12 protein-coding genes are annotated in these 12,537 nt (G+C 46.9%); 5 read left to right on the top strand and 7 right to left on the bottom strand.

Annotated features, from left to right (window positions below; all coding sequences use genetic code 11):
• The 3 genes from ACJAYR_RS17265 to dctP form a co-directional block, all read right to left on the bottom strand.
• On the bottom strand, positions 1 to 633 hold a 633-nt coding region (locus ACJAYR_RS17265; protein WP_415237752.1), incomplete at its 3' end, for a TRAP transporter large permease subunit.
• Positions 633 to 1,136: a TRAP transporter small permease subunit gene (locus ACJAYR_RS17260; protein WP_415237751.1), complete on the bottom strand. Its 504-nt coding sequence runs from the start codon at positions 1,134 to 1,136 to the stop codon at positions 633 to 635. The genes ACJAYR_RS17265 and ACJAYR_RS17260, both read right to left, overlap by 1 nt.
• Before the next feature lie 79 nt (positions 1,137 to 1,215).
• Positions 1,216 to 2,217 carry a TRAP transporter substrate-binding protein DctP gene (dctP, locus tag ACJAYR_RS17255; protein WP_415237753.1) on the bottom strand — a complete coding sequence of 334 codons (1,002 nt, stop codon included), beginning with the start codon at positions 2,215 to 2,217 and terminating at the stop codon, positions 1,216 to 1,218.
• A 182-nt stretch (positions 2,218 to 2,399) separates the two neighbouring features.
• On the opposite strand from dctP, the gene ACJAYR_RS17250 reads away from it, so the two are divergent.
• Positions 2,400 to 3,068: a GntR family transcriptional regulator gene (locus tag ACJAYR_RS17250; protein WP_219821754.1), complete on the top strand. Its 669-nt coding sequence runs from the start codon at positions 2,400 to 2,402 to the stop codon at positions 3,066 to 3,068.
• Between the two features lie 23 nt (positions 3,069 to 3,091).
• Positions 3,092 to 4,597 carry a malonate--CoA ligase gene (locus ACJAYR_RS17245; protein WP_415237750.1) on the top strand — a complete coding sequence of 502 codons (1,506 nt, stop codon included), beginning with the start codon at positions 3,092 to 3,094 and terminating at the stop codon, positions 4,595 to 4,597.
• Here the strand turns inward: ACJAYR_RS17245 and ACJAYR_RS17240 are convergent.
• Positions 4,594 to 5,178: a DUF2867 domain-containing protein gene (locus ACJAYR_RS17240; RefSeq protein ID WP_415237749.1), complete on the bottom strand. Its 585-nt coding sequence runs from the start codon at positions 5,176 to 5,178 to the stop codon at positions 4,594 to 4,596. The two genes, ACJAYR_RS17245 and ACJAYR_RS17240, sit on opposite strands and share 4 nt — an antisense overlap.
• Positions 5,179 to 5,243: 65 nt before the next feature.
• Here ACJAYR_RS17240 and ACJAYR_RS17235 point away from each other — a divergent pair, with 65 nt between their 5' ends.
• Positions 5,244 to 5,663 carry a MarR family winged helix-turn-helix transcriptional regulator gene (locus ACJAYR_RS17235; RefSeq protein WP_415237748.1) on the top strand — a complete coding sequence of 140 codons (420 nt, stop codon included), beginning with the start codon at positions 5,244 to 5,246 and terminating at the stop codon, positions 5,661 to 5,663.
• 46 nt (positions 5,664 to 5,709) lie between these two features.
• On the top strand, positions 5,710 to 7,002 hold the full coding sequence (locus ACJAYR_RS17230; protein ID WP_415237747.1) for a 4Fe-4S binding protein: 1,293 nt from the start codon (positions 5,710 to 5,712) through the stop codon (positions 7,000 to 7,002).
• Between the two features lie 10 nt (positions 7,003 to 7,012).
• On the opposite strand, the gene ACJAYR_RS17225 is transcribed toward ACJAYR_RS17230, so the two are convergent.
• From ACJAYR_RS17225 to ACJAYR_RS17215, 3 genes are all read right to left on the bottom strand, one after another.
• Entirely contained in the window at positions 7,013 to 7,684 is a 672-nt protein-coding gene (locus ACJAYR_RS17225) for a CGNR zinc finger domain-containing protein (protein ID WP_415237746.1), read from the bottom strand.
• A gap of 253 nt (positions 7,685 to 7,937) precedes the next feature.
• Positions 7,938 to 8,834, bottom strand: a complete 897-nt coding sequence (locus tag ACJAYR_RS17220; protein WP_415237745.1) for a 5'-nucleotidase, lipoprotein e(P4) family — start codon at positions 8,832 to 8,834, stop codon at positions 7,938 to 7,940.
• Between the two features lie 155 nt (positions 8,835 to 8,989).
• Entirely contained in the window at positions 8,990 to 10,018 is a 1,029-nt protein-coding gene (locus ACJAYR_RS17215; protein ID WP_415237744.1) for a YeiH family protein, read from the bottom strand.
• A 245-nt stretch (positions 10,019 to 10,263) separates the two neighbouring features.
• Here ACJAYR_RS17215 and ACJAYR_RS17210 point away from each other — a divergent pair, with 245 nt between their 5' ends.
• Positions 10,264 to 12,471, top strand: coding sequence for a PAS domain S-box protein (locus ACJAYR_RS17210; protein WP_415237743.1), 2,208 nt, complete (start codon positions 10,264 to 10,266; stop codon positions 12,469 to 12,471).
• Positions 12,472 to 12,537: the final 66 nt, after the last annotated feature.

Raw genomic sequence — 12,537 nt, 5'->3', positions numbered from 1 at the left:
GTCTCCAATTTTTTCAGTAAAATCGAACCCCCGACGCCACGCATAATAAAGAGACCACATCATAAATAGGGTCGTCAACAGCAGTCCCGGAAACACGCCCGCCAGAAACAGGCGTCCGATAGATGTTTCCGTGGAAATTCCATAGACAATCATTGTAACAGACGGCGGAATTAAGATCCCCAGCGTCCCGCCGGCAGCAATCGACCCCGTTGCCAGACTGTCGGGATATCCCCGCTTCTGCATTTCCGGAATACCCATTTTACCGATCGCGGCACATGTCGCCGGAGAAGAGCCACTGAGGGCCGCAAAAACCGAGCAGGCTCCTATGTTTGAAATAATCAGCCCTCCGGGAACACGGGTCAACCAACGATCCAATGCCTCGAACAAATCTTTCCCCGCAGGGGACGATGCAACGGCCGCGCCCATCACAATAAACATGGGAATGGAGACCAGCGAAAATTCACCAATACCGGCAAAAAACGTCTCGGCAACAACTGAAAGGCTATCCACACCTTCAAAAAATACCAAGAAAGCAATCGACACCAGACCCAGTCCAAAAGCGACGGGCATTCCCGTGGCAAGCAAAAGGATGACAACAACGGCGGCAAGTACACCAATCAAAAGTGGTTCCATCAGTTTGCTCTCCGCTCTATCTCAAGATCAAACGCGGTCACCAGTATTTCTGATATATATTGAACACACAGCAAAAACATTCCGCAAAACATCGGCAGGTAAGCAATCCATAACGGCAATTCCCAGACCGTATCCGTGACCCACCCTCCTTCGAAAGCCTCTTTTAACAGTTCATATGACTGCCAGGCCAAAACGACACAAAAGGTCATTGCCAACAGGGACGCGATTAACGCCATCGCTTTCCGAGGGCCCGATGGTAAATAGTGCGGCAGTAAATCGACATTGACGTGACCTTTGACGAAAAGCACGTATGGACTGCCAACGAATGTCGCGGCTACGATCGAATAAGTAACAAATTCTGTCTGCCACACAGTTGAAGCGTTTAGGAAATATCGCATTATAACCATTTGACAAACAACGATAATTGCCGCGCCAACAAGAATGGCTGCAAAAATCCCAAATAAGCGGGATAAAGAATTGATAAGTGTAATAAATTGCGTCATGAGAGGCCCAAAATTCGAATAAGAAAGAAAAAGCTTCCGGCCTGAAAGACACAGAACCGGAAGCTTCCGACAGGTTTTCTTATTTTACAGCGAGTGCTTTTTTAATAAGCATATCGCCGCCTTTAACCTTTTCAGCGAAGGTTTTATAGGATGTTTCGTTCGCAATATCCCGCCATGCTTTCGCTTGCTCTGACGTCATTTCAACGACCTCAACACCTGCATCCTTATAGGCTTTGACAAGTTTGTCATCGAGACCCTTTGCCGCATCAAAAAAGAAATCTTCTGCTTTTTGACCGGCAGCCATGAGCGCAGCCTGCTGTTCTTTATTCAACTTGTCGAAACTTTTCTTCGACATCAACAATGGCTCATACATAAACCAAAGGGCATTAGCACCCGGTGCAGTCAGACATTTTGCCTGTTCGTAAATACGATAGGACACAAAGCTGCCGGAACTTGTATTTGCCGCATCCAGAACACCGGTTTGCAACGCGTTGTAGATTTCAGAACTGGGCATGGACGCAATCGACGCACCAGCACCAACCAACATCTGTTCAAATGCCTTACCCGCGGCGCGCGTGACCTGACCTTTCATTGTGTCAGGCCCCAGAATGCACTGCTTCTTGGACGCAAAACCACCTGCGAGCCACGCATCGGCCAGCACGACAACACCAGCATCATTAATGATCTTTTTTATATCATCCATAAATGGAGAACTATTAAGACGCTTCGCGTGATCATGGTTTTTGACCAGACCGGGCATTAGAGTAGAATCAAATTCCGGATGACGTCCAGCCGCATAGGCGAGCGGAAAAGCAGAGATATCAAGCTGCCCCTTGACCATAGCACCCCATTGCTCTTTGGGCTTGTACAGGCTTTTTCCCGGATACACTTTAACATCGATCCCGACATTCGCCTTTCCTACTTCGCGGGCGATAATCTGAACCATTTCATCGCGCACATCCCCTTTTCCGCCGGGCCATTGGTGCGATGCTTTTAGGGTCTTGGCTTCTGCCAGTCCCGACACTGCACCCGTAACACCGACAACGACAGCAAGCGCTGTACTCATCAATAATTTTCTCATCATTTCTCTCCCTGTATTGCGCCCTCATTCTTTGTTTGAACGCTTTTTTACGCAGCGTTCGAGCGGAACTGAAGCTACGGTTGCAAGAATTGTATGGCAGATTTTTTAAATTGTATACAAGAATTCGTTTTACGCACACATGAAAGCTGGTAAAGTAAAAAGACAGAATGCAGGAGGCAAGTTTGAAACTATCTCGCGCAAGCGAACTCGTACCTATACTCGAGCAGGAAATAGTCACCGGTGAATTGAAACCGGGAATGAGATTGGATGAAACCCTGCTCGCTGATCGCTTTGGTGTTTCCAGAACCCCTGTGAGGGAAGCCCTGACGCGCTTGGCTGCAGCGGGACTGGTTGAAATCAGGCCGCGGCGCGGAGCCGTTGTCGCGACCATCACCCTGCGCGACTTGATGAATATGTTTGAGGTTATGGCCAATCTTGAAGGTGTCTGTGCGCGACTGGCGGCCCGGCGCATTACACCCGAAGAGAAAATTGAACTGAAAGACGCCCAAATCGCCTGTGCAGCATTAAGTGAGACAGATCAGTTTGATGAATATTACAGGCTAAATCTGCGTTTGCATGAACTCATCTACAAAGCCAGCCATAACGAATATCTTGAAAAACAAACAATGGAATTGCGGGCCCGTTTATCGCCTCACCGACGTTTACAGGTAAGAATACCCGGGCGCATCCGCTCTTCCTCTGATGAACATGGAGAACTGGTCCGCGCAATTCTGGATGGCGAAGATGCCCTGGCTGAAAAATTGACCCGCGATCACGTTACCATTCAGGGAGAACGGTTTACTGACTTCCTCTCTACCCTTCCGCCTCATTACGTCCAGGCCACAGCCTGATCATCAAAAAGACAAAGAACGATATGCAAAACAATAACCTGTACGCTCTATTTGAAAGCCGCTTTAAAAAAGATCTCTCGAAAACAGCGTTTGAATCTCCGGATGGCAAAAGCTGGAGCTTTAATGACGTGATCAAAACAAGTGCCCAACTTGCAAACCTCCTTGCCCAAACCGGCGCCAAACCCGGGGACCGGGTTGCCGTACAGGTTACTAAATCGGTTGAAGCTGTGCTCCTGTATCTTGCATGTCTGCGTTCAGGATTGGTCTACCTTCCCTTAAACACGGCGTACAAATCAGCCGAAGTTGATTATTTTCTGACAGATGCCCGCCCGGCTGTTCTGGTTTGTGATCCCGCTGATAAAGAGGCCTTGTCACCGATTGCTGACAAAGCAAATGTCACGTCTATTTTCACGCTGGATAAAAATGGAGAGGGGCAATTAATGGCCAATGCCACGTCCCTGTCCACAGACTTCACAACCGTTGAACGGGCGAAAGACGATCTCGCGGCAATTCTCTATACCTCCGGCACAACGGGACGTTCGAAAGGTGCGATGCTGACCCATAACAACCTTTCAAGCAACGCCCAAACACTCAGCAAGGCCTGGGCGTTCAACGAAACTGACATTCTGCTTCACGCCTTGCCAATTTTTCATGTGCATGGTCTTTTTGTTGCCCTTCACTGCGCCTTTTTAAATGCAAACAAGGTTGTCTTCCTGTCCAAATTCGATGCGGAACAGGTCATTAAACATCTTCCGAACGCCACCGTTTTCATGGGGGTCCCGACCTTTTACGTCCGCCTCCTTGCTAATGAAGCGTTCAACAAGGACGTCTGCCTAAATATGCGCCTGTTTACAGCGGGCTCCGCACCACTCCTAGAAGAGACCTTCAACACATTCACACAACGAACCGGGCATGTGATTTTGGAACGCTATGGCATGTCGGAAGCAGGCATGATCACGTCAAATCCGTATGATGGCGAAAGAATAGCGGGCTCGGTCGGCTTTCCGTTGGATAACGACGTTCGTGTGGCGGATGAAGAAGGCAACATTCTGCCGGACGGTGAAATCGGAATTTTGGAAATCAAAGGACCCAATGTATTCAAAGGGTATTGGCAAATGCCCGAAAAAACAGCGGCTGAGTTCCGGCCTGATGGATATTTCATCACTGGGGACATGTGCCGTAAAGACGAAAATGGGTATTACAGAATTGTCGGTCGGTCGAAAGACCTGATAATTTCTGGTGGCTATAACGTCTACCCCAAAGAAATTGAGAGTTACCTCGACGACATGCCCGGCATATTGGAAAGCGCCGTTGTGGGACGCCCCCATCCGGACTTTGGCGAAGCGGTCGTCGCCTTCGTTATTAAAGACGGATCTTCCGAGGTTACACCGACATCAGTTATCGACTATATTCGTGACAAACTTGCAAATTTCAAGGTTCCCAAAGACGTCTTCATTCTGGACGAGTTGCCGCGAAACACCATGGGGAAAGTACAAAAAAATGAGCTGCGGAAACTGGCCGCTGGCTAATCGCTTTTTCTCAAGCGTTTAAACATTCTCCCGACAATAAAACGATGAAATGGGGCGATGACAAACATATAGACATCGCCCAATTTCTCTTTTGTTTTGACCACGGATGTAAAATACGCCCGGCGCCCGTCAGCAGTATCAATCAGCATCGAAAATGATGCGTCGAGATGGCGGTCGTTGGTCGTAAAAACAACTTCATTTTGATCCAGATAGGCGATCTCAAAGAAACCGACGTAATCCCCGACTTTATAGCAGCTTTCATCCTGCTCAATCTTTGTATTGCCCGCATCTGTTCTCAGGCCAAATAAACGTACCACCGTATTGCGGACGGTCATCAATCCCTGCACCCAGATCGGCATTGGATGCATGACACTTATAAAAAGCCCCACCGGCCCTCGTTTATCGGTTTCCGACAAGACTTCACAATAACAATCTCGATAGGTTGAGGATGCATAGCGATCCCTAAGGACACTCTGTTCGGGAAACGAATAAACACGCGCCATTATATCGGCCCTCCAGCCACATTTCTCTTCAAAACCACCCGCACTATACCCCACATTTGCCGTCCCTTCGTGCGGCATATTGTCAATATCTCTTGAAACATGGTCCCATTAGTTGTATATACACCCAATAGCAGGAGAGATCGATGTCCGTAAAGAGTGAAGCTGAAAATATATCACATCATTGTTTTGCCGTCCGGCTTAGAAAACTGAACCGCATGGTCAGCCGACTGTATGATGATAGCTTTCGGCCCTACGGCATAACGATTGCCCAGTTTAATCTTCTGGTTGCAGTTGGAACTGAGCGGGTTACCAGTCCCAGCCAAATGGTTCAGGTGCTATCATTGGAAAAATCGACCGTCAGCAGAAACATTGAAAAAATGATTCAAAAGGGGTGGCTGAAACGAGAGTCCTGCACCGATAAACGGTCCCACCTTTTGAGGCTCACGGAAAAAGGGAGCCAATTACTATCTGACGTTACACCGGCTTGGAAGAACGCGCAGAAAGAGGCCAATAAGGCGCTTGGCGATGCGTCTTCTATCCTCACAAATGTCCCGCTTCTCTAATTTTTATCAATTTAGTTGTATATACATCAAATTAAAGAGAGTCACAATGAACAAAGTCGTAAAATTGGAAACCGAAAAAACACTTGATCAGGAGTGGCTCAGAACGCTCTGTCTGGATGCTGGCGTTGATGATGTGGGCTTTGTTGAAATTTCCCGTGCAGGGCTGGATGATCAACGAGCAGACATCCTGACCGCCTTCCCCAAAACCAAAACCCTTATTTCATTCGTTATCAAAATGACGAGAGAAAACATTCGAACACCTAAAAGGTCTGCTTCCAATATCGAATTTCACAGCACCGGCGATGATGTCCTTCATACGGCGCGAAAAATCGTAAAAGAGTTGGAAAAATATGGTGTTCGGGGGCTTTATCCGGCAATGGGTTTTCCTATGGAAATGGATGACTATCCGGGCAAGACATGGATCGTTTCCCATAAACCCGTCGCCATTGAGGCGGGTCTTGGACAGATGGGGATCCACAGAAATATCATTCACCCGAAATTCGGTAATTTTGTACTTTTAGGAACCGTTTTAATTGACGCAACGGTTGAACGCTACGCGGAACAGATTGACTATAACCCTTGCATGGAATGTAAACTGTGCGTTGCTGCCTGCCCCGTTGGTGCCATTGGGCCGGATGGATATTTCGATTTTGCAGCCTGCTTCAATCACAACTATTATGAGTTTATGGGCGGCTTTACAGCCTTTACGGAGCAAATCGCCGATTCCAAGGACGCCAAGGACCTGCGAAGCAAAGTCACAGATTCTGAAAGCGCCTCCTGGTGGCAAAGCCTCTCCTTTGGCGCAAATTACAAGGCCGCCTATTGCCTGGCAGTGTGCCCAGCTGGCGATGACGTCATCAGCCCTTATCTTGAGAGTAAATCAGGCTTTAAGAAAGAAATTCTAAAGCCTCTGGTAGATAAACAGGAAAATGTATATGTCGTTCCGGGAACCGATGCGCATACTCATTTGCGCAAGCGTTTTAAACATAAAACGCCCCGGTTAATGAAATCCCATTTACGCCCAACGTCTGTTGCTGGCTTTCTGCGCTCCATGCCGCTTGTTTTTAACCGCCACAAATCTCAGGGATTAGACCTTACCTACCATTTCATGTTTTCAGGGCGGGAAAAAATAGAAGCAACCGTTATCATCAAAGACAAGACAGTCACGGTACAGGAAGGGTTGAACGGAAAGGCGGATTTCTCGTTAAAAGCAGATAGCGCGGCATGGCTTAGTTTTTTAAGGAAAGATAAAGCCCTGCCGCTCTTGCTTCTGACACGACAAATAAAGCCGATAGGCCCGTTGAAGCACCTAAAAGCCTTCAGTCGCTGCTTTCGATAAAAAGCAGGCTTTAGGTTTCCTGGCGCTTCAGGTAGGCATTCACTTTGGCCCTGTTTCCGCATGTAGACATGGAACACCACCGGCGCCGGCCGTTCCTGGACTGATTAACGAAGAACAGATCACAGGAATCACTGGCACACTGGCGGACTTTTTCCAGTTGGTCGGAAACAATGAACTCGGCGATATCTTTAAAAATAGGGTATAGGAGTTGCTCCGGCCCCTGCTCAGACTGTTTCGCGGTCAAAACATACCCACCCTCAGATGGCTCAAGCATCAGGTGCGTTTTGAAGTTGAGCAAATGATCGTTCAGCTCTGCAATAAAGGAAGGGTCAATGGGCCAGCCATTGGACGCCTGACCGAGCATCGCAAGAAAGCGGGCCCTCATGTGACGGAGCGTATTCATTGTTTCGGCACAACGGTCCGGATTTTGAAAAAGATACATATGATAACTGGAAGCTTCTTCTTCATGCAGATGGCCCATGGATTTCAGAAATGTCAGAAGCTCTTCAAGCTTTTCAAGACCGTCACCGTCCTTGCCAAACCGACGGGAGGAATTCGCAAAATCCACAGCGGTCCGCCCTCCGACAGTGTAAAATCCTTCTGCATTTACAACCCCGGCCTTAGCAAGAGCATTTAACTTGGCCACTTTTATCTCCGTCTCAAACCCGTTAGTATTGATCATCAAAATCAGCCTGCGCCGAATCAATTGCCGCAATCTGCAATAAATAATCTGTTTCGACTACTGTTAAATTCAGCATTATTCCAGTTTATTTTCTATTAACCGGTTCAAGGAACAATATATGGTCAATTGAATTGCACTGTGCCAACTCTTTATGGCAAAAATATGCCAACTCAAGCATTTGAATTTACTACAGAAAGAAAAAACCCCTGACATTTGGTGTCAGGGGTTTTCGGTCTTCAAATGAAAGGCAGGCTTACATTTTTGGTTCCCAATATTTCATGGCATCCATTTTCATCTGACGTTTTTCTTCTGCGGTAGCGCGCCATTTATACTGAATGGCAGCCCCTTCCCAAGAGCCATACATTGGATTGGCAATTGTTATCCATTTGCTGCTCCAATTATCCATGTATTTGGCAAAGACAGCATCGCGGTCAGCCAGCGTCGCGCCTTTTTCGGCATCCACAAAATCACCAAGATTGTCACCAAGAAGTAATAGAACCCGATAGTCTTTGGCAACATGGGCACGGCGGGTACTTTTTGCACTTCCCCACTCTTCTTTTTCATTCCGGAGTAAAACGGTATCGATCTTTTCGTTCACAGGATAACCAAGGGCTTTCAAATTTTTCACAGTCCCCTCTTCTCCCGGTGCCTTCCTGTTCGACACGTAGAATATCTCAACACCTTTTGAATGCGCATAGTCGATAAACTTCTTAGAGCCGGGAATAGGCTTGGAAATCGCTGCATCCACGTACGGACCCCAGGTTTTCGAGCTATAATTTTTACCTGCTTTGATCAACCAGGCTTCATACTCTGAATTGTCGAGTACCGTTTCATCGACATCGAGAATAACGGCCGGTGGTTTGCTTTCATATCCTTCGCCTTGCTCAAGAGCCGCGGTCCAGGTTTTGTCAGCCAAAGCCCGGTCCAGCATAATTTCTGCCAGCTTGTAGGCTGCGACGGCTGTCGCGTTAAATTCAACGGAAGTCTGTGTCCAGACAGTCGCGTTCATCAAATCATTAGCAGGTACTCCCATGGCCGCCTTAGCCATGTCCTTCTCTGGTACTTTATGAGAATCTGCGTTCGCAAAAGTCGCAACAGACGCCATCGTCAGCACTAAGGCTGAGCTCCTAAAAAGTGCACCCAATGTCATAGTTAGTCTCCCTATCTTCTTTGGCTGTTTTCTGGTGTCCGCATATTCTTTTCGTCAAACACCCGTCTTTTATTTCGTCAGAAATATGCGAGATATACAACCTTTAAATTCATCTGCCCAAAACACGAAGAGCGTTAAATGAACCTTCACTCAGGTCAGGAAAACTGAACCAATGCGAAAATAAACAGAGCAATGAAAATAGTCTCGGAAACGACAAGAATGACAATCGGCCATCCCACTTTGGCAATTTCCCGCAAAGAAGTCTTCATTCCCAAACCAGCAATAGCGGTTACCAGACAGGCGCTGGATAATGTTTTCAGTCCATCCGTAACGGTGGGCGGAATCAAATTAAAACTATTCAAGACCACAAACATAACGAACCCCACCAAGAACAAAGGAGGGAGCAGTCCAGCTTTGCTCGTTGCTTTTTCAGACCTGTTTTTTTGCGCGAAAAGAAGACTGAAGATCAAAACAATTGGGACAAGGGTTGCCACTCGAAGAAGCTTCACAATCGTGCTGACATCCCCCGTTTCGGTCGAAACACTGTATCCGGCACCAACCACCTGTGCCACATCATGAATGGTCCCACCTAAAAACACGCCAGCCTCAACACTATCAAGGCCTGCTTTTTGGGCGATCAACGGATACAGCACCATTGCAATTGTGCTTAAAGTCGTAACGGCAACAACGGTAACAATCGTATTATTTTCTGAATATTTGTTTTTCGGCATCACGGCTGATAACGCCAGCGCGGCAGATGCGCCGCAAATTGCCACCGCTCCGCCGGAGAGCAAACCTTGGGTTTTCTTCAAACCAAGAATTTGAGCCATGCCCCATCCAAAGATAATGGTCGCCGCGATAGCCAATATAACACCAATAATTGTGTACTCACCCAAACCAACAATCTGATCAAAGGTAATGCGGGCACCCAAAAGCGCGACCCCCAGACGGAGTATAGATTTAGAGGCAACCTCAATCCCGCGAACGCACACACCTTCTTCGGACAAAAAGTGAAATGCCATCCCCAAAAGGAGAGCGAATAACATGACCGGACCACCATAGTGGTCGTTTAAAAAAGACGCCGCCATTCCAATTGTGATGCATACCAGAACGCCGGGAAAGGCGTCCTTACTCCAGGAAACGGCTTCGTTTACAGCCCCTTTTTTCACAAGCTGGGATTTCATGCGCCCACTCCCCTCCCCGATTTCGTTTGTACTGCTATAACTTCTGCGGTCTTAACATAGCTGTTGGCTAGGGCCAATTTATTTGGTTGGACGCCGCGCATTTAAACGTTTATCTAATATTAAGATATGAAAACAATATTGGTATTTGAACAACTACTCAATAAGGATTAGTATTCAAAAACAAGAACAATTGATTAAGTTATTCAAATCATAAATGTAACACACTTTGATTATAGGTATTTCGGATGACGGTTGCAAAGAAGCTCATACTCTCGATCGTCGGTTTCAGCTTAATTGTCACTTTGTTAAGTACTGGTCTTCAACTCTATGTCGATTACCTGAACAATATTGAGGAAATCAATGCCGATTTTGAGGATATTCAGGAAACCCGTCTTCCTAATCTGACTCATAACGTCTGGGTTTTGGACGAAGAACAAATCATTCTGCATCTGAAAAGCCTGGTCAACACCGACAATATTGAGTTCGCTACAATATCCGATGATGGCACTGCTCGCTGGAATGATGGGGTTATTCGCTCTGAACGAACCATAAAAAAATCCTTCCCACTTGTTTTGGAAAATAATGGCCAATCCTTTAATCTGGGAACCCTGACGGTTGTTGCGGGCCTTAATCAGGTTTTCGCAAATCTACAAAGCCGCGCTATCGTTATTTTGGGCAGTAATGCGGTCGTGATCTTTTTGTTTGCCAGTTTTCTGTTGATTATCTTTCAGTATCAGATTTCCCGCCATCTTCTGACTTTGTCAAATTTTGCTCAAAATTTGAAATTTGACGCCAATCAGCCTGCACTGAAACTACAACGAAAAAATAACCCGGAAAACCCGGATGAACTGGACGATGTTGTCTCCGCTCTGAACCTTATGCAGCGCAACATTGAAAAGTCCTACCTCGCCCTGCGAGAGAGTGAAGAATATAACCGGATGCTGTTCGAAAAGTCTCCGATTGGCCTGGCGTTAAAGCACACGAACGGAGACTTTGTGGACGTCAATCCGGCTTTTGCGCGTATTCTGGGCTATAGCAGCGAAGAACTTACAAAGATGAGCCTTTGGGACGTTACACCCAAAGACTTTTATGAACAGGAAAGCCTTCAAATCCGGCTTTTGGAACGAAACAAAAGACTGCACCCTTTTGAAAAAGAGGTCATCCATAAAAATGGCAGTCTTGTCCCTGTACAGGTTTGGTACTTTTATCTGGAAAGGCATTCACAGAAATATATCGCCACGACCATGGAAGATATTTCTGAACGTAAAAAATCTGAACTCGCCTTGGCAAAAAGTGAAGAACAGCTCAGGCAATCAGAAAAAATGCGGGCCGTTGGTGAACTCACGGGCGGGGTCGCCCATGACTTTAACAACCTTCTCGCTGTCGTCCTAGGCAATGCTGAACTTCTTGAAGAAAAGCTTCCCGATGATGCGGATGAACAATCCTATTTGCGCACGTTGATGTCGGCCGCCGCACGCGGAGCAGAACTCACCAGAAGGCTATTGGCGTTTTCCAGAAAGCAGATGCTTAATCCCACCGTCACAGACATGCCGGCACTGGTGGACAATATGGCGGGCATGCTCAAACGTGTCTTAGGCGAAAATATTCATGTTGAAACCCAGTATGATAACGACTTGTGGAAGTGTAAAGTTGACCAAGGACAACTTGAGAACGCTATCCTTAATCTGGCAATTAATTCTCGAGATTCCCTGCAACATGTCAAAGGTAGAGCCGGCCGTCTGACAATTGTTATTTCGAACACATTGGTGGATGAGTTTACCTTTGAAAAAGAAAATGACGTTACCCCGGGTGAATATCTTCTAATATCTGTGTCTGACAATGGACAAGGTATGCCACGGGAGATTCTTGACCGTGTGTTCGAGCCATTTTTCACGACGAAACCTGTTGGCGAAGGCACCGGTTTGGGCTTAAGTATGATTTATGGTTTCGTGAAACAATCGGGTGGCCATGTTTCTATCTATAGTGAAGAGAATATAGGGACGAGCGTCAAACTATTCCTACCCCGAGCGAACGAAGATATTGTGGAGAAGATAGACGAAATGGAAGAACAGCAACCACAAACCGGAAATGAAACTATTCTTGTCCTTGAGGACGATCCAGATGTTCGAGAACTGACCGTCCTGCAACTGAAAAGCTTGGGATACAATGTCAAGCAAGCCCATGACGGACATTCCGCTTTGGAAGTAATCAATTCTGAAAGCAAAATTGACCTTCTTCTTTCAGATGTCGTTCTTCCCGGTGGGTTGCGCGGACCCGAAGTCGCGCAAAAAGCTCGGGAAATCAAACCAAATCTGAGCGTTCTGTTCATGTCCGGGTATACTCAAAACGCACTGGACGCCCACCCCGAAATCGGAGAGTCATCTCTTCTGTTAAACAAACCATTTCGCAAAAGAGAATTGGCTGAAAAAATCAGAGAAGCGATCGAGATCTGATCAGGCCTACCAACTCTCCGCCACAATAAAAGCCAGACAATCGGTTTCCAGAAGGATTTGTTCCAA

Source organism: Sneathiella sp. (assembly GCF_047631475.1).
Lineage (GTDB): Bacteria > Pseudomonadota > Alphaproteobacteria > Sneathiellales > Sneathiellaceae > Sneathiella.
The sequence above is the reverse complement of the archived record's forward strand: the minus strand, read 5'-3'. Positions and strand labels throughout refer to the sequence as shown.